We start from the raw sequence: 22,078 nt of genomic DNA on the forward strand, positions 1-22,078 counted from the left end.
ACCGAGAACGGCTACGCCTCGGCGCTCTCCCCGAGGTTGTCGGACACGACCTCGAGCACATGGGCCCGTGCCTGCACCGCGTCGTCGCCGCGCTCGGTCGTCACGGCCGCGGCGAACACCTCGGCGAACACGAGATACGCGACGCGCGAGGCGTGCTCCAGCTCATCACGGAAGCTCACGCCCGTCGGTGCGAGCACGAGCGACAGGGTCGCGACCTCGGTGAGCGCCGACGAGGCGAACGAGGTCACCGCGATCACGGTCGCCCCACCGCGGGCCGCCGCCGTCGCGACGCGCAGGCTCGCCTCGTTCGCGCCGGAGCCGCTCACCACCAGGCACACGTCGTCCGCAGTGAGGTGGCGCGCCGCGATCTGCTGCGCGATCGCATCGGCGATGAACTCCGCAGCGCGCCCGGACGCGGTGAGCCGCATCGCGAGGTCGTTCGCGATCGGCGACGAGAGACCGTTCGCGAGCACGAGCAGCCTGCGAGCCGATGCCGCGACCCGCACGGCCTCGGCGACGGCATCCGGATCGAGCAGACTCGCGAGCGCCGGGAGCGAGGTCGCGAGTCGATCGATCTCGCCGCGCATCCGGCCGAGCACGCCGGGTCCGTGATCGACCACGGCCTCCGCCGGCCCGCTGCCCAGTTCTGCCGCGAGCGCGACCCGCAGCTGCGGATACCCGCGATAGCCGATGCCCTGACAGGTGCGCACGACCGTGGCACGGCCGACACCTGCGCGGTCGGCGAGCTCCTGCGCCGTCCACTCCACGACCTCGTCGGCGGATCCGATGATCAGCTCTGCGACGCGACGCTCGGCCGGCTGCATCGTGTTGAGCACCGCGGCGATGCGTGCGGTCGGCGGGGCACTAGGCGAGAACACGGGTGCGGGCTCCCTCCATGATCCGGCGGCGGATGGCGCCGGACGCGGCATCGATCAGCATTGTCACGACGACGACCACGATGAGCAGGACACCCACCGTCGACCACTCACGGTACTGGGTGTAGGAGGTGAGCATGTCGCCGATTCCGCCGACGCCGATGAGTCCGAGCACGGCGGAGGAGCGCACGTTGATCTCGAAGCGGTACAGCCAGAACGACCAGAACGCGGGTTCCGACTGCGGCCACACGCCCCAGCGCAGCACCTGCAGGGTGCTGCCACCTGCAGCGCGCGCAGCCTCGATCGGTCCGCGAGGCACGGCCTCGACAGCCTCGTATCCCCACTTGCCGAGCGTGCCGACACCGTTGATCGCGAGGGCGAGCGCACCCGTGAACGGGGTGAGGCCGGTGACCGACAGGATCACGATCGCGATGATGATCTCCGGCACGGCGCGGATCAGCGAGAACAGCCCCCGCAGCAGCGCCCGCAGCCATGCAGGCCCGAAGCCGCGTGCGGCGACCAGGCTGAGTGGCGTCGCGAGCAGGATGCCGAGGATCGTGCCGACCCACGCCATCTCGATGCTGCGCCAGGTCTGCCAGAGCGCCTCCGGCAGCTTCTCCCAGTTCGGATTCGCGAACATCAGGCCGATGTACCGGACGATCTCGGCCGGCAGGTCGGCGAGGCGCGCCCAGTCGATATCGATCGACCAGACCGCGAGCACCACGATGCCGGTCACGAGCAGCCAGCCGGCGATCAGCCAGGGACGACGAGGCGTGTCGGGGATGACGGTGAGCACCGCGCTCATACGAGCCTCCTGCGGATGGCGTCCGAGACGAGGTCGATCACGATGACGACGATGAGGATCTCCAGGATGATGAGCGAGAGCTGGTCGTAGCGGTAGAAGGTGCGCACCGCATCGATCAGCAGCCCCATGCCGCCGGCGCCGACCAGTCCGAGCACGGTCGAGGCGCGCACGTTCAGCTCGAAGACGTACAGGGTCTGGTTCGCGAAGGCCGGCCAGGCGTCCGGCAGGGCGAGCGTGCGGTTGATCTTCGTCTGGGTCGCGCCGACCGCGCGTCCGGCTTCGAGCGGGCCGCGGTCGTTCGTGTCGATCGCCTCCGAGACGAGCTTGACGATGATGCCGACGTTGAAGAGCAGCAGCGCGAGGATGCCGGGGAGCGCTCCGACGCCGACCATGGCGACGAGGATGGCCGCGTACAGCAGGTCGGGGACGCTGCGGATGACGTTGAGGATGCCGCGCACGATGATGCGCGTCGGGGCGTGCGGGTTCGTGGCGCGCGCTGCCCAGAAGCTGAGCGGCAGCGAGACGACCGCGCCGATCGCTGTCGCGATCACGGCCATCTGCAGCGTCTCGATGAGGGGTGGGAGCGTCCGGGGGAAGAAGCTCCAATCGGGCATGAGCAGCTTGATGATCTTGTCGGCGCCGTTCTGCCAGTTGCGCGCGATGGCCGAGAGGTCGACGCCGATGCCGATGCCCGGCAGGCACATCACGACCGTGACGGCCACGACGGCGACGACGATGACCGGTCCCCTCCACGCTCCTGGCGGTCGAGCCGGGACCTCGAGATCGGATGCCGGTGCGACGCGGGTCACGTGTCCAACCGGTCTTCCGGGGTGAGCGAACGGCCGTAGATGCGCTCGAAGTCGGCATCCGTCGCGCTCGTCGCCGGACCGTCGTAGACGATCTCGCCGGCGCGCATGCCGATCATCCGTGCGCCGTACTCGCGGGCGAGGTCGAGCAGGTGCAGGTTGACGAGCACCGTGATGCCGAGGTCGCGGTTGATGCGGCGCAGGTCGTTCATGACGCCGTGCGCGGTGGGCGGGTCGAGGCTCGCGACCGGCTCGTCGGCGAGGACGATGCGGGGTTCCTGCGCGAGGGCACGCGCGATCGCGACGCGCTGCTGCTGGCCACCGGAGAGCTCGGACGCGCGGGCGTGCAGCTTGGGGAGGATGCCGACGCGGTCGAGCGCCTGGTAGGCGAGCTGCTTGTCGGCGTCCGGATAGGCGCCGAGCAGCGTGCGCCACAGCGGCGTATGGGCGAGGCGCCCGACGAGCACGTTCTGGAGCACGCTCGCCCGGCCCGCGAGGTTGAAGCCCTGGAACACCATGCCGATATCGCCGCGGAGACGACGGAGCGTGCGCGTCGAAGCGCCGCTGACCCGATGCTCGCCGACATCGAGCGTGCCGCTCGTGACGGGCACCAGGCCGTTGATCGTGCGGATGAGCGTGGACTTGCCCGAGCCGGAGAGCCCGACCACTGCGACCATCTCGCCGGCGTCGATGTCGAGCGAGACCCGGTTCAGGCCGATGGTCCCGTTCGGGTATCGGACCGTGACGTCGTCGAGGCGGATGGACCACGGCGTGGACGCCGCAGCCTGAGCTGCGGCGTCCACGTGCTGGATCTGATCGGACAATTTACTGCAGTCCCAGCGCCTGTGCGGCGCGCGCGACGACGTCGAGGGAGTCCGGGTCGGCCGGAGCGAGCTTGGTGATCGAGTAGATGCTCGTGAGGATCTCGGAGCCCTCCTCCGTGTTCGAGAAGTCCTCGAGAGCCTTCGTGATGCGGTCCTGCAGCTCGGGCGAGAGGTCGGACGACAGCGCGACGCCGTCGTTCGGGATCTCCTCGGTCATCGCGAACACGACGACCTTCTGGCCGACGTCGGGGGTGTCCTTGGCGACGATCGTGCGGGCATCCCAGAAGCTGAAGCCGACCTCGGCGTCGCCGTTGTAGACGGCCAGCACCGATGCGTCGTTCGCAGTGACCGGGATCTGCTGGATGTCGGTGTCGGTGTCGAGACCGGCCTCCTGCAGCGCCAGGATCGGGTAGATGTAGCCGGCAGGCGATCCGGGGCCGAGGACGGCGACCTTCGCACCCTCGACCTTGTCGATGCTGTCGAGACCGGCAGGACCCGTCATCGCGTCGGCGCCGTTGCAGAACAGCATCCCGTCGCGCTCGACCGGTTCGTCGTCGCAGTACTTGTCCGGGTTGTTCGTCATGAACTGCGCCGGGTACGTGATGTTGCCGTTGCGCTCGGTCTGCAGCACGACCTTCGCGTCGTACATGTCATTCGCCTGCCACAGCTGCAGCGACGGCAGGAAGCCGATCTGCGCCTGGCCGGCACCCATCGCCTCGACAGCGGCCTGGTAGTCCTTCGAGACCACGCCGGTGACCTCGATGCCGAGTTCCTCGGTGAGGTAGTCGGTGAGGGGCGCCGCGGTGTCGACGAGTCCGTCCTGGTCCTGCGAGGGGACCAGAGCGAGCACGATCGAGTCGGGATCGGCGGCGGGCGCTGCCGAGCCGTCCGGCGCCGCGGCACTGCCGGAGCAGCCGGCGAGCACGACGGTCAGCAGTGCGCCGACGGCGACGACGCCCGCTGCGGAGGAGCGGAAGAGGGAGGTACGCATGTTCATCCTTCGATGGGGGTGGGTGGGTGCGGAGGGTGAGGTCTCAGCCGCGCAGCCACGCCTCGAGCTGGGGAACCAGACTCGAGAACTCGGCGGCGCGGAAGGTGGGGGTGGCGTGCGGGTCGGGGAATCCGCCGATGAGCGCGGTCGCGTGTCCGCGGGCGTGCGCCGGAGCGAGGTCGTTGTGCCAGATGTCGCCGACGCTCAGCACGCGGGCATCGGCCGGCAGGTCGGCGAGCACGGTCTCGAGGCCCTTCGGCTTGCGGGCACTCGTGACGATCCGATCGAACAGCCCGGTGAGCCCGAGCGACTCGAGTGCCTCCTCGATGCGGATGGCCGGGGCGTTCGTGACGAGGATGCGCTCTGCCTGGGCGGCCTCGAGGAAGGCGACGAGTCCGTCCGGTGCGGTGATCGGGGCGTCGTCGGTGGCCAGCTGCGCGCGGCTGGCGAGGTACGCGGCGCTGAGGAGGCGGGCATCCGCTCCCCGGCGCTGAGCCGCCTGGCGCACGGCGTCGTAGCCGTCGAGCGACTCGCCGTCGGCTGTCGCGAGCAGCGCGCGGATGCCGTCGACGAAATCGCCGTGGTCGCCGAGTGCTGCAGCCACCTGCTGCGCATAGGCGAGGACCGGGCCGTCGCCGAGTGCGATCGTGCCGTCGAAATCGAAGAGGAGAATGGAGTTCACGGAGTTCCTTCTGTGTGGACGCTCCGTCCAGCATGGGCACCGATTGTGGACAGAAGGTCCCAATCGTGTGAACGCCGTGTGAACAATCCGTCCACACTCGTCACGTATGGTGAGCGCCATGTCCGAACTCCGACTGCTCACTCGTGCGGCCATCGGCGCCGCCGACGGTTCGATCGAGGGCGCGCGCGCCGCACTCGACGAACTCCCCTGGCTCGACGGCTCGATCCGCGACGACCGCTCGACCGGCGGCTTCGACGCCTGGGGCCGCTCGACCGTGATCGACGAGCACACCGGATCCGCGGTCATCTCTCGGGCGCTGTTCGACGAGCTGCACCGACGCGCGGGCATCGCGGCGCTCTGGCCGATCGGCAACGCGGGGCTGCTGCACTGCTACGGCTACCTGCTCTCGCTCGAGTCCACGCCGTACGGACTCAAACGGACTCGCTGGATCGACGACGCGCTCGCGCTGGCATGCGGGCTGCCGACGGACGGCTTCCTGCCATGGCGCGAAGGCCCGACACTGCTCGCACGGGCCACGGCAGCGGCATCCGAGGTCCTGCGATCACCGGCGCTCGACGCATCCGGAACCATCGGTGGGCGCGAGACCCGCGTCGCCTTCGCCGCCGCTGACGGCCCGACGGCGCTCGCCTATGCCGTGGCTCCCTCGCCCGGCGCGCAGCCGCAGCTCGTCACCATGTTCCCGGTGGTCGATGCGTCAGTGCCGCTCGAATCGTTCGAGAGCGACCCTCGCCTGCACTGGAACGCGGTCTAGGCAGACCGTCCGCCCAGCAGCGCATGGCACCGGGCCACGTCATCCGTCGTCTGGGCGATCAGGTCCTCGACCGCGTCGAACCGCAGCGTCGGCCGCAGCCTGGCCACCAGGTCGACCGTCAGCATCCGGCCGTACAGGTCGACCTCGGCGTCGTGCAGATGCACCTCGACCCGCCGCTCGCGCTCACCGGCGAACGTGGGATTCGTGCCGACACTGACGCTCGCCGCCCATGGGTGCGGATCATCGTCGACCCGCACCCATGCGGCGTAGATACCGTCGTCCGGCAGCGCCGGCACCTCGCACTCGACGTTCGCAGTCGGGAAGCCGAGCATCCGACCGCGGCCGTCACCCGGGACCACCACGCCGGCGATCACCCCGAGCGGCGATGCGGTCACGGCGTCTCGGCGGTCGCGATCGAGCGGTAGCGGCTCTGCTGGAACACCAGCGGCTCGACGTCGTCGAAGACCGTGATGTCGGCGATCTCGAACAGCGCGATCTCGTGATCGCCGCCGTCGAACGTGCTGTGCAGGCGGCAGGTGAGCCAGAGCGCCGCATCCGCGATCAGCACCGCACCGGCATCCGTGCGCTGCCAGCCGTGCGCGCCGAAGCGGTCGCCCTCTCGCGACGACAGCGAGCGGCTGAGCGGCTCGTGATGCGCCGCGAGCACGCTCATGCCCAGTTCCGGCACGTCGCGGAGGACCGGCCAGGTCTTCGACGTGCGGGCAGCACTCACTGCCACGAGGGCCGGCTCGAGCGAGATCGATGTGAAGGAGTTGACGGCCATACCGACGGCACGGTCGTCGACGTGGGCCGCGAGGGCGACCACACCGGTCGGGTACACCGAGAACGCCCGGCGGAGGGCGAGGTCCCGCGGCAGAGCGTCGGTCGCGACAGTCGTCATTTCGGGTTCCTTTCGTTAGTCAACTTTGACTAGTTCTGATCATAGGCAACTTTGACCATGCAAACAACAGGAATCTCACGGAGCAGCCGTTAGCATGAGGGGCATGTCGACCACCCGCCTCGTCGTCCTCGGCGCCGTGAAGCAGTTCCAGCCGGTGCACGGATACTTCCTCCGTCGAGAGCTGATGACCTGGCACGTCGACGAATGGGCGCACATCCAGCCCGGCTCGATCTACAACGCCCTGCGCGCTCTCGAGGTCGACGGCTACATCGCCGAGAGCGGCACGGAGGCCGAGGGCAAGCGGCCCGCTCGCACGACCTACCGCATCACCCCCGCCGGCGAGGTCGAGCTGCAGCGGATGCTGCGCGAGAACCTGTGGAACGTCGCCGCCTTCGACACACAGGCGATCATGACCGTCGCCTCGTTCATGTTCGTGTTGAGCCGCCAGGAGGTCATCGCCGGCCTCGAGCACCGGCTCATCAAGAGCGACGCGATCATCACGCAGAACGGATTCGACGTACAGGACACGCTGCGCTCGGAGACCACCCCGAAGTACGTGCGTGAGATCTTCGACCTCTCCACGGCGCGGCTCGCCGCGGAGAAGCAGTGGCTGATGGATCTGCTCGACCGGCTGCGCTCCGGCGAGTACGTCTTCGCCGGCGAGACGGCGCCGGCCGACGACCCCGCCGAGTAATCCTCAGCGGGAGAGCTCAGCGTGACGCGACGAGCGCCGCGATCGACGCGGGAGAGAGTGCGGCCGTCGTCGCCCCTCGGTGCTGCGCCACGATCGCTCCGGCCGCGCACGCGCGCACCAGGGCGTCTTCGATCCGCTCCCCCGCGGCGAGCGCAGCAGCCAGCGCTCCGCAGAACGCATCACCGGCACCGGTCGTGTCGACCGGATCGATTCGGAAGGCACCCACGTGCAGCGGCGCCTGCCCCGACCGGTGCAGCGTCACCCCTGCCGCACCGCGTGTGAGCACGACGGCATCCGCACCGGCGACCTGCAGCCGATCGACGCCGCCGAGCTCCTCGCACTCGGTCTCGTTCACGATGAGCACGTCCACGTCGGCGAGCAGTCCGATTGCGGCATCCTGGGCGGGTGCAGCGTTCAGCAGGGTGCGCGCGCCGGCAGCGCGACCGGCGCGGAGGGCGGCCGCGACCGCGGCCACCGGGATCTCGAGCTGCACCAGCACGACCGCCGCGCCCTCGACGCCGTCGACGGCATCCGACGCCTCCAATTCGGCGTTGGCGCCGGCCGCGACGATGATGCTGTTGTCGCCGCCGTCCAGCGCGAGCACGTGCGCGACGCCGGTCGGCGCCGAGGCCGACCGGCGAAGAAGCGCCGTCACCCCGGCATCCGCCAGCGTCTGCTGCAGCAGGTCAGCCCCGTCATCGCGACCGACGACCGCGCAGAAGCGGGTCGGGGCGCCGCTGCGGGCCGAGGCGACGGCCTGATTCAGGCCCTTGCCGCCGGCGAAGCGACCGCCGGCGCTGCCCAGAAGGGTCTCGCCGACCAGTGGAGGGCGCGAGACCTCGACCACGAGGTCGAGGTTCGCGCTCCCCACCACGGCGACGCCCATGAGGGTGTCAGACACGCGACATCGTCCGACGGTACTGGGCTCCGGCGTGCGAGTCGGCGAGCGCCGGGGTCGGCGTGCCCATCAGGCGCTCACGCAGCGACTGCGGCTTGTCGGACGGCTCGGCGATCGCACCGCGCTCCTTGAGGATCGGCAGCACGTGCTCGATGAAGTCGACCGTGGATGCCGGCGGGATGACCGGAGCGAACAGGTAGCCGTCGAGGTCTGCGCCGTCGGCGAGCTCGATCATCCGGTCGGCGATCTGCTCGGGCGTGCCGACGATCGGTCGGGCGCCGACGCCGTGCGCATGCCAGTCGCCGAGGACGTCGCCGACGGTCTTGTCGGCGAACCGTGCGACCTGGGTCTGGGAGAGCTCGGTGCTCAACTCCGACATCGGCGTGCTCGGCGCGTACGCCGAGAGGTCGAGGCCGGTGAACCACGCATAGGAGGCGACCGTGACCTCGGGGTTCTGCGCGTCGGCGAGCTCGGCGTACTTGCGCTTCGCCTCCTCCTCGGTGCTGCCGACGACGGCAGCGAATGCCGACATGATCTTCACCTCGTCGGGCGCTCGGCCGTTCTTGACGGCCTCCTCGCGGATCGCGCTCGAGTGCGCCCTGAGCTGTTCGACCGAGCCGCTGCCGACGAAGATCGCCTCGCCGTGCTTGCCGCCGAACTCCCGACCGGCGGGTGATGCCCCGGCCTGGAAGAGCACAGGCGTTCCCTGCGGCGAGCGCGAGGTGTTGCCGTAGCCGTGCGAGCGGAAGTACGGGCCGTCATGGGCGATGCGGTGCACCTTCGATGGGTCGGCGAATCGACCGGACTTGTCGCGTTCGAGTGCACCCTCCTCCCAGGCCTGCTCCCAGAGCTTGTACACGACCTGCATGAAGTCATCGGCCATCAGGTAGCGCTCGTCGTGGCCCACCATCGGCACGCCGAAGCCCTGCACTGCCGTGTCGGCGGTGCCGGTGGTGACGACGTTCCAGCCGATGCGGCCGCCGGAGAGGATGTCGAGTGTCGCCATCCGGCGCGCGAAGGAGTACGGAGGCTCGAGCAGTGTCGAACCGGTGGCGACGAGGCCGAGCCTGGTGGTCTCGGGGATGAGCGCCGCGAGGATGATCGCCGGGTCGAGACGCGGCAGGTCCAGCCCCTCGATCGAGCAGATGTCCGGACGCTCGCCTGCGACATCGGCCCAGCCCCAGGCATCCGCGAGGAAGAGGAAGTCGAACCCGGCGTCCTCGACCATGCGGGCGGTGTCTCGCCAGTACTCGAGCTTGTCGAACAGGTACCGCTTGTTGTCGGGGTGGCGCCAGGTCGCGGTGCCGGAGTCGTTCGCCTGAGCGTTCTCGAAGAGGCCGAGGCGCAGCAGCTTCTCGCTGTTCTGATCGGTCATGTGCGGGTGCCTTCCTTGTGGGTGGTTCGTGTCGATTCGGGGTTCCGGGGCATGCCGATGGAACCCCGGGGCGGGTGGGGGCCCGCCCCGGGATGCGGATGCCGCCTCAGCCCTTCGCGGTGACCTCGCCGTCGCTCCACCACAGCACGCGCGTGCGCACCAGGGCGAGGACGATGATGAGGAGCACGCCGAGCAGGCAGAGCAGCGCGATGCTGGCCCAGGTGACGGCGAGGTTGGCCTGCGCCGCCGAGGTCGTGACGAGCGAGCCGAGGCCGGCCTGCTGACCAGCGGCGACGAACTCGGCGACCGCCGCGCCGACCACGGCGAGTGGCAGCGCGATGCGGAGACCGGCGAACACGTAGGGCATGCTGCCGGGGAACCGCAGCTCGCGGAAGATCTCCCATCGCGAGGCGTGCAGCGTCTTGAAGACGTCGAGCGCTCGGTGGTCGACGTCGCGGAGACCGGCGAGCGAGTTCACGAGCATCGGGAAGAACACCACGAGTCCGGTGACGATGAACTTCGGCACCATGCCGAACCCGAAGGCCACGACGAGCGCGGGCGCGATCGCCACGATCGGCGTCACCATCACGATGATCACGAGCGGCATCACCGCCCGCTCGATGAGCTGGAACTCCGCCATCACCACGGCGAGCAGGAAGCCGGCGAGGATGCCGGCCGCGGCGCCGACCACGACCTCGAGCAGCGTCACGAGGAAGTTCGACCAGTACATGCCCGCGTCGTCGACGAGGCTCGCGCCGACCGCCTCGAGGGTCGGGAGCACGTACGGGTTCGTCCACGCAACCACCTGCCAGAGGAGCGCTGCGATCACGAACGTGATCAGGGTCGGCACCCACGATCCCCAGCGCAGCCAGGGCGGGATGCCCCGCCGCGGCTCGGCCTTCAGGCGGGCGGTGGCGAGCGTCGCCGTCGTATCGCGGATCGTCATCTCAGACATGGGCCTTCTCCGTCTGCGCGCGCAGTGCACCGCGCACGACTGCTTCCAGTTCGCGGAACTCCTCCGTGGCATAGGCGTGCTCGTCGCGCGGCCGCGGCAGGTCCACGTCGATCACCTGCGCGATGCGTCCGGGGTGGGCGGCCATCACGACGATCCGGTCGGAGAGCATGATCGCCTCCGGCACGGAGTGCGTGACGAACATCACGGCCTTGCGGTTGGACTGCCAGAACTCCAGCAGCGCGATGCGCTGCAGGTCGCGGTTCATCTCGTCGAGCGCTGAGAACGGCTCGTCCATCAGCATGATGGCCGGGTCGAACACGAACGCCCTGGCGATCGCCGCACGCTGCTGCATGCCGCCGGACAGCTGGCCCGGATACTTCGTCATGGCATTGCCGAGGCCGAAGGTCGCGAGCAGCTCCGCCGGGTCGCGGAGCGCGCGGCCGGCATTCGCCTTGGCGTTGATGCGCACCGGCAGCTCGACGTTCTCGCGCACGGTCTTCCACGGCAGCAGTGCCGGCGACTGCGGCACGAGGCCGATCTTCTTGTCTCGAGATGCCGCGGTCACGCTCTCGCCGTCGATCGTGACGGTGCCGGAGTCGGCGTCGATGAGACCGGCGACCACCTTGAGCAGCGTCGACTTGCCGCAGCCGCTCGGACCGATCACCGAGACGAACTCGCCCATGCCGATCGTCAGGCTCACGTCATCGAGCACCGTGACCTTCGCGCCGTCGACCCCGAAGGTCTTCGTGACGCCCCTGACCTCGACGCCTGCGCCCTGTGCGACCGACATCACTCGGCCGGCCAGATCAGCGTGTCGCCGTCGTACAGGTCGGCGGTGAGGTCGGCGTCCATCATGTCGGCGATGTCCGGGAGGTCCTTGACCCCGCCGTACTGCTCGACGAGCTCGTACTCCGGCTTCCACATGTCCTCGGTCTGCACGCCCGGGTTGCCGCCGCCGCTCTCGCGCACCCAGGCGGACTCGACCTCCCAGGTGCGGGCGAGCTGGTCCCGCGGGAACGCGGCGCCCTGGTTGTTCTCCTCGGCGAGCTCGGCGAGGGTGTCGATGCAGGCATCCGACTCATCGAGGCAGTACTGCAGTGCCTTGAGCGATGCACGCATGAAGTCGGCGGCGACCTCGCGGTGCTCGTCGAGGAAGCGGGAGTTGACCTCCATCACGTTGTACGTGCCCTCGACGCCGAGGTCCGACGGGAGGAACTCGCTGAACGGCAGGTCCTGCGCCTTGAGCGACTGCGGCTGGTTGGAGGCGTAGCCGACGATCGCGTCGACCTGGTCGCGCACCACGACGGTCGGGTCGTAGTTGGTCATCTTCACCATCTCGACCTTCGAGACGTCGACACCTGCCTCGTCGAGCATGGCCGAGGCGATCGGGGTCAGGTTGATGAAGTAGCCCAGCGAGCCGCCCTCGAGATCCTTCAGGCTCTGCAGCTTCTCGTTGCCGAAGATCGAGAACGGCGGGGTGGTGCCGTAGGTTGCGACCGCGGTGAGGTTCTTGCTGTTCGCCGCCGCCAGCATCACGTCGGATGCCGAGCCGAGCGCCGTGAACTGCGCCTGGCCGGATGCGACGAGCTGCTGCCCGTTCGCCCCTGAGGCGTTGATCTCGACGTCGAGGCAGAGCTCGTCGAAATAGCCCAGCTCCTGCGCGAGGAACACGTCGAGCTGCCCGGCGCTGGCCGAGTAGCCGTAGCCGGAGATGTAGGTGATCGTGCCTGCGTCCTGATTTCGCTGGCAGGTGTCGGTGTCGACTGCTGCACTCGTGGGGGCGGTGTCGCCGCCTGGCGTCTGCGCGGAGCATGCTCCGAGCATCAGCGTGGCGGCGAGAACGCACGTCAGGGTGGCAGTGATGCGGAATCGGGTTTCCGCAGAGGAAGTAGCCATGAGGGTCCCTTCTCGGCCGTTCGTCATTGATGGCTCGATGAAAGTAACATAGTCAAGATTGACTAAGCAAGATCAAACCAACTTTTGACGAAACAGGGCGCGCCGAATCACCGCTCCCGACGCACGGCCCGCCGGATCAGCCCTGAGAAGGGCCCGCGGGATGCAGGTAGCGGCGCACGAACTCGTCGAAGAGCGGCACCATGTCGACGGACTCGTCCAGCAGCCACTGGAGCTGGATCCCGTCCATGACGGCACTGATCAGGCGGGCCGCGAGCGCTGGGTCGATGTCGTCCCGCACCTCGCCGGCTTCCTGGCCGCGGCGGAGGATCTCGACGGCCTCGTCGGCCCTGGCCCGATAGCGCGCGGCGAAGTCGTCATGCGATGGATGCTCGGCATCCGTCGCCTCGGCCGAGACGATCGCGTACAGCGAGGTCAGGCCCCGCGACGTCTGATTGTGAGCGACGACCCGCTTCGCCTGCTCGATCAGGGTGTGCTCTGCCGGGTCGCCCGCTGCGGCACGCACCGCCTCGTCGCGCTGGTGGAGCACCTCGGCGAACAGCTCCTCCTTGTCGGCGAAGTGATGCAGCAAGCCGGAGGGCGTCACCCCGACGCGCTTCGCGATCTCGCGCAGGGATCCGCCATGGAATCCCGTGCGCGAGAACACCACGAGCGCCTCGTCCACGATGGCCTGGCGTCGCGCCTGCCCTGTGGCGTACGGGCCGCGAGACCCGCGACCCGCCGCCGGCTGACCGTCCGCACCCACTGTCCGCTCCCATCCCTCGGCGTGGGAACTCGCGCCTCAGCCCGTGTGGCCGTGGCCCTGCGTCCCCCACGACGAGCCGAATTCCTGCTGTCGCATCGCGGGTCGCAGGCGCTGTTCCATCTCGCGATCCACGAAGTAGTCCTTGAGCTTATCCCGGGTGAGTTCGTTGCCGATTGCGGCCATGATCATCGACTGGTCGAGCGACAGGTACCGCTCGGCGACCGTGTCGCTGCGCACGGCGACGGCGTCGTAGAACCCACCGGGACCGTAGGCGCCGAGCTCATGCTCGATGCCCCGGAGGTTGCGCAGCACGCCACTGCGGTCGTACGGCAGCGCGAGGAAGGCGGCGTGCGGCGTCACCACGCCGTCGCCGAACTCGGGAGCGGGGTTCGTGCCGGTCGCGCACCCCGGCCGGTCGACGTCGACGTCGGTCTGCTCGGCATCGGACGTGTAGCCGTCCGACCGCATGCCTGCGATGTCGACGCCGTACTCCGCGTATCCGCCGAAGGGATTGCTCGCAGGGGAGAAGCCCCAGTAGCCGTACCCGGCCTCGTCGAGTCCGTGCTGCTGCTGCACTGCGACCGTGATCGGGTGGTTCAGGCGCCAGGATTTCGGCCCCCATTTCGTCTCGGGGACGAGGAGGTCGGGCATCAGCGACTCGAACATGCTGCCGCCCCAGCTCGGCACGAACGACATCCCTTCGTAGCTGTACGTGCCCTCCCAGACCTCGACGTCGCCGTAGGTGCGGTACTCCCCCTGCGGGAGCTGCTCCTGCCAGGCCCAGTCGCAGCCGGGAGGCATGGTGCGGTGCGTGCCGGAGAGCGCGTCGGCCGGGATCTGGCCGTTGGCGATGCCGAGGTAGGTCGCGATGCGACTCTCGCTCACGGTCGTGTCGTAGTGATGGCACGTGTAGTAGGCGGTCTCCCCCGACCCGTTGTACATCGGCGCGGCGACACTGCAGTCCGGCGGAGCCGCGTCCCAGAAGCCGCCGCGGTTCGTGCCGGCCGGCAGCCCTGGCGCGCCGGCGGGGTCGAAGAACGATGCGAAGTCCATCGAGTCGTAGAGGGCGTCCGCCTGCGCCGCGAGCCGGGGTTCCGCCTCGCGCACGATGCGCAGCGCGGCGGCGAGCCATCCGTTGTCCACCGTGCTGAGGAACGGATACACGGGGTCGCCGGAGTCGGGCCAGGTCGTCAGCTTCTCACCCGTCGTCGGGGAGTACCAGTTGTAGAACATCCCACTCGCGTCGTTGCGCTCGAGCCCGGCCAGGGTCTCGAGCGTCGTCGACAGGCGGGCACGTGCCTCATGGGCGCTGATGACCCCGAGGTCACGAGCCGTGACCGTCGACCACAGGTAGCCGCCGATGTTCGTCGGCGAGGTGTACGCGCTGGGTGTCACCAGATCGCCGGTGATGTTGTCGGCCGGCAGCCCCGTCGCCTCATCGGTCATCGCGTCGAGGGAGCGCCAGGTGTCCGTGGCCCATCGGTTGAGATCCTGGTTGCCGGATCGATCGTCGCCCGCCACCGCGGGGCCGGCGATCGTCAGGCCGGAGACGACCAGTCCGACCGTCACCACTGTGCTCATCCATCGCTTCATCGTGTCTCCTCATCGAGAACGGCACCGCAGACTGCGGCGCTCCGACACGCGAAAACCTAACACGTGTTCGATGTTCGCTCAACCCCCTGCGGAGCGACCTCCCGAGGAAGAAGCAGACGTCAGCTCGGCGCGTGCGCCTCCAGGAACTCGTACACGTCCGTCGTGTCGACGCCGGGGAACGCGCCGGTCGGCAGCGTCGCGAGCAGCGTGCGCGGCGTCTTCACATTCGGCCAGGAGTGCTCGCGCCAGCGGTCCTCGAGATCCGCGGGAGCTCGGCGGCAGCACACCTCGACGGAGTGCTTCGAGACGCCGCGGTGCTGCGTATCGCGGCCGACGAACCACTTGGTGTCGTCGAATCGCACACCGACGCTCACCGAGTGCAGCCCCTCGCTGGACGCCTCCACCCTCGCGGTGCACCAGTAGGTGCCATTGCCGGTGTCGGTGTACTGGTAGTACGGATTGAAGCGGTCGTCCTCGTCGAACACGACGCGGCTCGTCCACTTGCGGCAGCACATCTGCCCCTCGATCGCGCCCAGGCGATCGGTCGGGAAGTTCACGTCATCGTTCTCATACGCCTTCGTGATCGTGCCCGACTCGTGCACCTTCAGGAAGTGCACCGGGATGTCGAGGTGCCGGGTCGCCAGGTTCGTGAACCGGTGCGCCGCCGTCTCGTACGACACCGAGTACGCGTCGCGCAGATCCTCGATCGAGATCGACCGGCGGGCCTTGGCATCCTTGAGCGCAGGCACCACGTGCGCCTCGGGGATCAGCAGCGCACCCGTGAGGTAGTTCGTCTCGACCCGCTGGCGCAGGAACTCGGCGTAGCTGCGCGGCTCCGAGTGGCCGAGCATGCGGCTCGACAGCGCCTGCAGCACCGCGGTGCGGGCATCGCCCTTCGCCGGCACCCGGCTCGAGAGGTACAACCGGCCGTGCGCGAGATCGGCGACGCTGCGGGTCGTCTGCGGCAGGTCGGGTGCGTAGTGCAGGGTGAAGCCGAGGTACGCCGCGATCTCCGATGCCGTGCGCTGCGTGAGCGGTCCGCCAGGGTGCCCGACCGCGCTGAGGATCTCGGATGCCTTGGTCTCGAGGTCGGCGAAGTGGTTGTCCTGCCTGCGCATCAGGTGTCGGAGCTCGACGTTCGCGCGGCGTGCCTCCTCCGGGGTCGCCGCCCGCTCGTCCTTGAGGCGGTCGATCTCGCCGTGCAGCGCGAGCAGCGCCTTCAGCGCATCCGTCGGCACGCTCTTCGCGATGCGGAACGGCTCGATCCCGAGCGCCTGGAAGGTCTGCCCCTTCATCGCTCGCTCGAGCGCGATCTCCACGGCGCTCCGTTCGTCGAGCGGCTCACCCTCGAGCAGGGCATCGATCGTGACGCCGAGCGCTCGGGCGATCGCCTGCAGCTGCGTCAGTTTGGGCTCGCGCTTGCCGGTCTCGACCATCGACATCTGGCTCGGCGCGCGATCGACCGCCGCAGCGAGGTCGTCCAGGGTCATTCCTCGCGCCGTGCGCAGCTGACGGATGCGGCGTCCGATCGTGAGGGAGTCGGCGTCCTCTGCAGCGGAGAGCTGGGTCCCTGAGCCTGTCGAAGGGGTCATGGCGGTGATTCTGTCACAGAAACAGAATTTCACACGATCTTCTCCTCGGATTCGGCAATCGGATGCCCCGAACTTCACACACAGTGGGAACACGCCACCCGCTGGACGCTTCGACAGGCCCAGCGATCCACGCTCATCGAGGAGACACCATGACGAACACCGCAGGAACCAACGCACCCCGCCCCGCCGGCCTGCGAGCCGGTGACCAGGTGCAGACGGCTGCCGAGCTCCAGGAGATCTGGGAGACGGACCCCCGGTGGGACGGCGTCGAGCGCACGTACACGGCAGACGACGTCATCCGCATCCGTGGCTCCGTCCGCGAGGAGTCGACGCTCGCCCACCGCGGTGCCGAGAACCTCTGGAACCTCCTGCACACCGAGGACTACGTGCGGGCGCTCGGCGCCTACACCGGCGGCCAGGCCGTGCAGCAGGTGCGCGCAGGGCTCAAGGCGATCTACCTCTCCGGCTGGCAGGTCGCGGCCGACGGCAACCTCGCCGGTCAGACCTACCCGGACCAGTCGCTGTACCCCGCGAACTCGGTGCCGGCGGTGGTCCGCCGCATCAACAACGCCCTGATCCGCCAGGACCAGCTCGAGCACGCCGAGGCCATGAGCGGCACCGGCGAGATCACGCAGGACTGGCTCGCCCCGATCGTCGCCGACGCCGAGGCCGGGTTCGGCGGACCGCTGAACGCCTACGAGCTCGCGCAGTCGCTGATCCAGGCCGGAGCTGCGGCGATCCACTGGGAGGACCAGCTCGCGAGCGAGAAGAAGTGCGGCCACCTCGGCGGCAAGGTGCTCGTGCCGACCCAGCAGCACATCCGCACCCTGAATGCGGCTCGCCTCGCGGCCGACGTCGCCGGCGTCCCCACCGTCATCATCGCCCGAACGGACGCCCTCGCCGCCGACCTGCTCACCAGCGACGTCGACGAGCGCGACCAGGCGTTCACCACCGGCGAGCGCACACCGGAGGGCTTCTACCGCATCCGCCCCGGCATCGAGTCGGTCATCAGCCGCGGACTCGCCTTCGCGCCCTACGCCGATCTGCTGTGGGTCGAGACGGGAGAGCCCGACATCGAGCTCGCCCGCGCCTTCGCCGCAGCCGTCCACGAGCAGTTCCCCGGCAAGCTCCTCGCCTACAACTGCTCGCCGAGCTTCAACTGGAAGCGCCACCTCTCGGACGCCGAGATCGCGACCTTCCAGCAGGAGCTCGCCGACCTGGGGTACAAGTTCCAGTTCATCACCCTGGCCGGCTTCCACGCCCTGAACTACTCGATGTTCGACCTCGCCCGCGGCTACGCCGATCGCGCCATGAGCGCCTACGTCGAGCTGCAGGAGGCCGAGTTCGCCGCTGAAGCAGACGGCTACACCGCCACCAAGCACCAGCGCGAGGCCGGCACCGGGTACTTCGATGTCATCTCCACCGCGCTCAACCCCGACAGCGCGACCCTCGCCCTCGCCGGCTCCACCGAGACCGCGCAGTTCCACTGATTTCGCAAAGGACCACGATCATGACCACTCCCACCGCTCCCCCGACCACGACTCCGATCCAGACGACCCAGCAGGGTCCGGCGATCGAGGTCACCGGCGCACTGCGCGACCGCTTCGAGGAGATCCTCACCCCCGGCGCGATCGCCTTCCTCACCGAGCTGCACCATCGCTTCGCCTCGCGTCGCCATGACCGGCTCGCCGACCGCATGCGTCGTCGCTTCGAGATCGGCAACGGCCACGACCCGCGGTTCCGCGACGACACGGCCCACATCCGCGACGACGCAGAATGGCGTGTCGCGGGTGCAGGTCCGGGGCTCGAGGACCGTCGCGTCGAGATCACCGGTCCGACCGACCCGAAGATGACGATCAACGCGCTGAACTCCGGCGCGAGGGTCTGGCTCGCCGACCAGGAGGACGCCACGAGCCCCACCTGGAAGAACGTCATCGAGGGTCAGCTGTCGCTGCGCGACGCGATCCGGGGCGAGCTCTCGTTCACGTCTCCCGCAGGCAAGGAGTACCGCGTCACCGCAGAGCGCACGCCGACGATCGTGATGCGTCCGCGCGGCTGGCACCTGCCGGAGAAGCACATCGCCTTCATCGACCGCGCAGGACGCCGCACCTCGGCATCCGGCTCCCTGGTCGACTTCGGGCTCTACTTCCTGCACAACGCGCAGGCGCTGATCGACGGCGGCCGTGGGCCCTATTTCTACCTCGCCAAGATCGAGTCCAGCGAAGAGGCCAAGCTCTGGGACGACGTCTTCTCGTTCAGCGAGGAGTACATCGGCATCCCGCACGGCACGATCAGGGCGACTGTCCTGATCGAGACGCTTCCCGCCGCGTTCGAGATGGACGAGATCCTGTACGAGCTGCGCGATCACTGCGCCGGCCTGAACGCAGGGCGCTGGGACTACATCTTCTCGATCATCAAGAACTACCGCGGCCGCGGTGCACGGTTCGTGCTCCCCGACCGCAGCGAGGTCACGATGACGGTGCCGTTCATGCGGGCCTACACCGACCTGCTCGTGCAGACCTGCCACAAGCGGGGAGCCTTCGCGATCGGCGGCATGAGCGCGTTCATCCCGAACCGCCGCGACCCCGAGGTGACGGCGCGCGCGATCGAGAAGGTCTCCGCCGACAAGAAGCGCGAGGCCGGCGACGGCTTCGACGGCACCTGGGTCGCGCACCCCGACCTGATCCCGACCGCACAGGCCGAATTCGATGCGGTGCTCGGCGACCGGCCGAACCAGGTCGACCGCCAGCGCGACGATGTGCACGTGCAGGCATCCGATCTGCTCGATCTGCACATCGGTCGACCGATCACGGCGCAGGGCGTTCGCGACAACGTCTCGGTTGCGATCCGCTACCTCGAGGCGTGGCTGCGCGGTCTGGGCGCCGTCGCGATCGACAACCTGATGGAGGATGCCGCGACCGCCGAGATCAGCCGCTCGCAGGTCTGGCAGTGGATCCACCAGGACCGCAGCACGCAGGACGGGTCCGCGATCACGGCCGAGTACATCGAGGGACTCATCTCCCAGGTGCTCGCCCAGGCGACGCGGAGCGCCGGCGATCGGTTCGACGACGCGGCGGAGATCTTCCGCGAGGTGTCGCTGCGCGAGGAGTTCCCGGCGTTCCTCACACTCGGCGCGTACTCGAAGTACCTGATCGACGAGGACTGAGGTTCCCCCCACGAGCCCCCGCTCGCGCCCGCATCCGGCGGCGCGCGATCGGGGGCGTCGTGGCGTCTCGGCGCACCCGGAGCCAACGCACCGCAGCGGACGTACGCTGGACCCATGACGGACGCATGGAGTGACATCGCCGGCGAGTTCCTGCACCTCTACCCGCGGGGCAACCGACTGCTGGCCGTGACCGGAGCGGATGCCGAGCGCTCGCGACGCGCGGCCGACGATCTCGCCGCCGCGCTGACGACGGCAGACCAGCGGGTCGAGCGCACGCACACCGCCGACGGGGATGCCGAGGCGCTGCGCGCCGAGATCGTCTCGCCCTTCCGCGCCTCAGCGCAGGACGGACGCGTGCTGATCGTCTCCGGCCCAGCCGCGCTGATGGACGAGGGAACCCGAGGCATCTGGAACTTCACCCTGTGGCAGCTCGCCGGCGATGAGCCGCCGCACAGCGTGGCATCCGCTCTCGTCGATGTCACCGACCCGGACAACCCGGTGCGGCGCACCGCCGACTACTGCGCGCTGCCGGCCTCCTTCGGGGCCTGACCGGCGCGAACCACCGGACCCTGGGTCGTTCCGGTCGCAGTTCGTGCCGCTTGCGGTCCGGCCGGGGCGGCACGAAGTGCGACCGGAAGGAACGCGCGCGGCCGCGACCCGCTCACGCGAACGACGCGGCGACCGAGTTGCGGTGATAGTCGAAGACGATGCTCGTGCGGGTCGAGGCGACGCTGCTCTGCGCCGACAGGTGCTCGAGCACGAACTCGCGCATCTCCGACGAGTCGGCCACGGCGATGTGCAGCAGGAAGTCGTCGTCGCCGCCGAGGAAGAACACCTGGATCACCTGCGGCAGGACTCGCACACGTTCCGCGAACTCGACGATGCTCTCCCGCCGCCCGCTCGGACGCAGCGTCACACCGATGATCGCCTGGAGTCCGGCGCCCAGCATCCGCTCGTCGACGCTCGCGTGGAACCCCGTGATCACACCGCGATCGATCAGCGACCGAAGGCGCGCATGCGCGGTCGACGGGGCGACGCCGAGTGTTCCGGCCAACTCGGCGTTCGTCATCCGTCCATCGAGACTGAGCAGCCTCACGATCTCCGCATCGATCGGGTCGAGCGCCGGCGCCCGAAGAGTCTTCGGCCCAGCGGCCTGTTCTGCCTCGTCCATACGAAGCATTATTCAGGATTTCGACTCAGCCCGAATCTTCTGAAGAGAATCTGTTGAAGTGCCGACGTTTCTGCGATTCTGTCTTCACGCACGCGACAGTAGTCCTCACGGACACGACATATGGAGGATCGATGAAGATCGGCGTCCCCACCGAGGTCAAGAACAACGAGAACCGGGTCGCTCTGACACCGGCCGGCGCTGACCGACTCGTGCACGAGGGCCATCGGGTGATCGTGCAGTCCGGCGCAGGACTGGGCTCGAGCATCACGGATGACGCGTACCGCGCCGTCGGGGCCGAGATCGTCGACGCCGCCGCCGAGGTGTGGGCCGCGGCCGACCTGCTGATCAAGGTCAAGGAGCCGATCGCGCAGGAGTACGGCTTCCTGCGCCCCGACCTCACCCTCTTCACCTACCTGCACCTCGCCGCGGACCGCGCCCTCACCACCGCGCTGGTCGATGCCGGCACCACCGCCGTCGCGTACGAGACCGTCCAGCTGCCTGACCGCAGCCTGCCGCTGCTCGTGCCGATGAGCGAGATCGCCGGCCGACTGTCGGTGACGATGGGCTCCTACGCACTGCTGCGCTCGAACGGCGGCCGCGGCACTCTGCTCGGCGGCATCGCCGGCACCCCGCGCGCGAAGACCGTCGTGATCGGCGGTGGCGTCGCCGGCGAGCACGCTGCGGCGAACGCGCTCGGCCTCGGCTCGAAGGTCACCGTGATCGACATCTCCCTGCCGCGTCTGCGCGAGCTCGAGCACCGCTACGGTGGCGCCCTCGAGACCCGCGCCTCGAGCCGGTACGACATCGCCGAGGAACTCGCCACCGCAGACCTCGTGATCGGCTCGGTGCTGATCCCAGGCGCCGCAGCGCCCAAGCTCGTGACCGACGACATGGTCGCGACCATGAAGCCCGGCTCGGTGCTGGTCGACATCGCGATCGATCAGGGCGGATGCTTCGAGGGGTCTCGTCCGACCACGCACGACGACCCGACGTTCGCGGTGCACGACTCGATCTACTACTGCGTCGCGAACATGCCGGGTGCCGTGCCCGAGACCGCGACTCGTGCGCTCACGAATGCGACGCTCCCCTACGTCTCGGCGATCGCCGGCAAGGGCTGGGACCGTGCGGCGGCCGACGACGCGGCACTGGCCAAGGGCCTGAACGTGCACGGTGGCCGCATCGTGCTCGACGCCGTCGCTCAGGCGCACGGCTTCGCCACCGCCTGACCTCGCGGAACCCCGCTGGAATCCGAAAGAACTCAGGATCTTCATGACGACTCGCCCGGCATCCGGCATGTCCACCCGAGTACGCTCGTAGTC

The 22,078-nt window shown here is 69.0% G+C and carries 23 protein-coding genes; 6 read left to right on the forward strand and 17 right to left on the reverse strand.

The window, feature by feature from the left end; all coding sequences use genetic code 11:
* Positions 1–11: 11 nt before the first annotated feature.
* From V7Z82_RS08785 to V7Z82_RS08810, 6 genes are read right to left on the reverse strand one after another with little or no spacing between them, the layout of a single operon-like run.
* Positions 12–878 (reverse strand): MurR/RpiR family transcriptional regulator, encoded by an 867-nt coding sequence (locus tag V7Z82_RS08785; protein WP_334150202.1) that lies wholly within the window; start codon positions 876–878, stop codon positions 12–14.
* Positions 865–1,680 (reverse strand): phosphonate ABC transporter, permease protein PhnE, encoded by an 816-nt coding sequence (gene phnE / locus V7Z82_RS08790; protein ID WP_334150203.1) that lies wholly within the window; start codon positions 1,678–1,680, stop codon positions 865–867. Before phnE (V7Z82_RS08790) ends, V7Z82_RS08785 begins: the two co-directional genes overlap by 14 nt.
* A complete protein-coding gene (phnE, locus tag V7Z82_RS08795; protein ID WP_334150204.1) occupies positions 1,677–2,489 on the reverse strand; it encodes a phosphonate ABC transporter, permease protein PhnE in 813 nt (270 codons plus the stop codon). Before phnE (V7Z82_RS08795) ends, phnE (V7Z82_RS08790) begins: the two co-directional genes overlap by 4 nt.
* Positions 2,486–3,289 carry a phosphonate ABC transporter ATP-binding protein gene (phnC, locus tag V7Z82_RS08800; RefSeq protein WP_334150205.1) on the reverse strand — a complete coding sequence of 268 codons (804 nt, stop codon included), beginning with the start codon at positions 3,287–3,289 and terminating at the stop codon, positions 2,486–2,488. The genes phnE (V7Z82_RS08795) and phnC overlap by 4 nt, the downstream gene beginning before the upstream one ends.
* A 22-nt stretch (positions 3,290–3,311) precedes the next feature.
* Positions 3,312–4,301, reverse strand: coding sequence for a phosphate/phosphite/phosphonate ABC transporter substrate-binding protein (phnD, locus tag V7Z82_RS08805; protein ID WP_334150207.1), 990 nt, complete (start codon positions 4,299–4,301; stop codon positions 3,312–3,314).
* A 43-nt stretch (positions 4,302–4,344) separates the two neighbouring features.
* Positions 4,345–4,983 carry an HAD family hydrolase gene (locus V7Z82_RS08810; protein WP_334150208.1) on the reverse strand — a complete coding sequence of 213 codons (639 nt, stop codon included), beginning with the start codon at positions 4,981–4,983 and terminating at the stop codon, positions 4,345–4,347.
* 118 nt (positions 4,984–5,101) lie between these two features.
* Between V7Z82_RS08810 and V7Z82_RS08815 the strand changes: the two genes are divergently transcribed.
* Positions 5,102–5,755, forward strand: coding sequence for an amino acid deaminase (locus tag V7Z82_RS08815; protein ID WP_334150210.1), 654 nt, complete (start codon positions 5,102–5,104; stop codon positions 5,753–5,755).
* Here the strand turns inward: V7Z82_RS08815 and V7Z82_RS08820 are convergent.
* Both V7Z82_RS08820 and V7Z82_RS08825 read right to left on the reverse strand, forming a co-directional pair.
* The gene (locus V7Z82_RS08820; protein WP_334150212.1) at positions 5,752–6,150 is read right to left on the reverse strand and encodes a riboflavin kinase; all 399 of its coding nucleotides are present in this window, start codon (positions 6,148–6,150) and stop codon (positions 5,752–5,754) included. The genes V7Z82_RS08815 and V7Z82_RS08820 overlap by 4 nt on opposite strands.
* Positions 6,147–6,656 carry a flavin reductase family protein gene (locus V7Z82_RS08825; RefSeq protein ID WP_334150215.1) on the reverse strand — a complete coding sequence of 170 codons (510 nt, stop codon included), beginning with the start codon at positions 6,654–6,656 and terminating at the stop codon, positions 6,147–6,149. The genes V7Z82_RS08820 and V7Z82_RS08825 overlap by 4 nt, the downstream gene beginning before the upstream one ends.
* A gap of 103 nt (positions 6,657–6,759) precedes the next feature.
* Here V7Z82_RS08825 and V7Z82_RS08830 point away from each other — a divergent pair, with 103 nt between their 5' ends.
* Positions 6,760–7,350 (forward strand): PadR family transcriptional regulator, encoded by a 591-nt coding sequence (locus V7Z82_RS08830; RefSeq protein ID WP_334150217.1) that lies wholly within the window; start codon positions 6,760–6,762, stop codon positions 7,348–7,350.
* A gap of 16 nt (positions 7,351–7,366) precedes the next feature.
* Here the strand turns inward: V7Z82_RS08830 and V7Z82_RS08835 are convergent, their stop codons facing one another.
* From V7Z82_RS08835 to V7Z82_RS08870, 8 genes are all read right to left on the reverse strand, one after another.
* The gene (locus V7Z82_RS08835; RefSeq protein ID WP_334150218.1) at positions 7,367–8,251 is read right to left on the reverse strand and encodes a ribokinase; all 885 of its coding nucleotides are present in this window, start codon (positions 8,249–8,251) and stop codon (positions 7,367–7,369) included.
* The gene (locus V7Z82_RS08840; protein WP_334150219.1) at positions 8,244–9,623 is read right to left on the reverse strand and encodes an NtaA/DmoA family FMN-dependent monooxygenase; all 1,380 of its coding nucleotides are present in this window, start codon (positions 9,621–9,623) and stop codon (positions 8,244–8,246) included. Before V7Z82_RS08840 ends, V7Z82_RS08835 begins: the two co-directional genes overlap by 8 nt.
* A gap of 106 nt (positions 9,624–9,729) precedes the next feature.
* Entirely contained in the window at positions 9,730–10,578 is an 849-nt protein-coding gene (locus V7Z82_RS08845) for an ABC transporter permease (RefSeq protein WP_334150221.1), read from the reverse strand.
* On the reverse strand, positions 10,571–11,368 hold the full coding sequence (locus tag V7Z82_RS08850) for an ABC transporter ATP-binding protein (protein ID WP_334150222.1): 798 nt from the start codon (positions 11,366–11,368) through the stop codon (positions 10,571–10,573). Before V7Z82_RS08850 ends, V7Z82_RS08845 begins: the two co-directional genes overlap by 8 nt.
* Positions 11,368–12,474: an ABC transporter substrate-binding protein gene (locus V7Z82_RS08855; RefSeq protein ID WP_334150224.1), complete on the reverse strand. Its 1,107-nt coding sequence runs from the start codon at positions 12,472–12,474 to the stop codon at positions 11,368–11,370. Before V7Z82_RS08855 ends, V7Z82_RS08850 begins: the two co-directional genes overlap by 1 nt.
* A gap of 136 nt (positions 12,475–12,610) precedes the next feature.
* The gene (locus V7Z82_RS08860; RefSeq protein ID WP_334150226.1) at positions 12,611–13,237 is read right to left on the reverse strand and encodes a TetR/AcrR family transcriptional regulator; all 627 of its coding nucleotides are present in this window, start codon (positions 13,235–13,237) and stop codon (positions 12,611–12,613) included.
* Positions 13,238–13,273: 36 nt separating this feature from the next.
* Entirely contained in the window at positions 13,274–14,830 is a 1,557-nt protein-coding gene (locus V7Z82_RS08865) for a glucoamylase family protein (RefSeq protein WP_442927603.1), read from the reverse strand.
* A 119-nt stretch (positions 14,831–14,949) separates the two neighbouring features.
* A complete protein-coding gene (locus V7Z82_RS08870; protein ID WP_334150231.1) occupies positions 14,950–16,422 on the reverse strand; it encodes a helix-turn-helix domain-containing protein in 1,473 nt (490 codons plus the stop codon).
* 149 nt (positions 16,423–16,571) lie between these two features.
* On the opposite strand from V7Z82_RS08870, the gene aceA reads away from it, so the two are divergent.
* From aceA to V7Z82_RS08885, 3 genes are all read left to right on the forward strand, one after another.
* On the forward strand, positions 16,572–17,912 hold the full coding sequence (gene aceA / locus V7Z82_RS08875; RefSeq protein WP_334150233.1) for an isocitrate lyase: 1,341 nt from the start codon (positions 16,572–16,574) through the stop codon (positions 17,910–17,912).
* A 20-nt stretch (positions 17,913–17,932) separates the two neighbouring features.
* Positions 17,933–19,588: a malate synthase A gene (gene aceB / locus V7Z82_RS08880; protein ID WP_334150235.1), complete on the forward strand. Its 1,656-nt coding sequence runs from the start codon at positions 17,933–17,935 to the stop codon at positions 19,586–19,588.
* 114 nt (positions 19,589–19,702) lie between these two features.
* Positions 19,703–20,137: a hypothetical protein gene (locus V7Z82_RS08885; RefSeq protein ID WP_334150237.1), complete on the forward strand. Its 435-nt coding sequence runs from the start codon at positions 19,703–19,705 to the stop codon at positions 20,135–20,137.
* Positions 20,138–20,249: 112 nt separating this feature from the next.
* On the opposite strand, the gene V7Z82_RS08890 is transcribed toward V7Z82_RS08885, so the two are convergent.
* Complete coding sequence (locus V7Z82_RS08890; protein WP_334150239.1) at positions 20,250–20,768, reverse strand: Lrp/AsnC family transcriptional regulator; 519 nt, start codon at positions 20,766–20,768, stop codon at positions 20,250–20,252.
* Between the two features lie 122 nt (positions 20,769–20,890).
* Here V7Z82_RS08890 and ald point away from each other — a divergent pair, with 122 nt between their 5' ends.
* Positions 20,891–21,985 carry an alanine dehydrogenase gene (gene ald / locus V7Z82_RS08895; RefSeq protein WP_334150241.1) on the forward strand — a complete coding sequence of 365 codons (1,095 nt, stop codon included), beginning with the start codon at positions 20,891–20,893 and terminating at the stop codon, positions 21,983–21,985.
* Positions 21,986–22,078: the final 93 nt, after the last annotated feature.

The organism is Microbacterium sp. (genome assembly GCF_036823965.1).
In the GTDB taxonomy this organism is placed as follows: Bacteria; Actinomycetota; Actinomycetes; order Actinomycetales; family Microbacteriaceae; genus Microbacterium.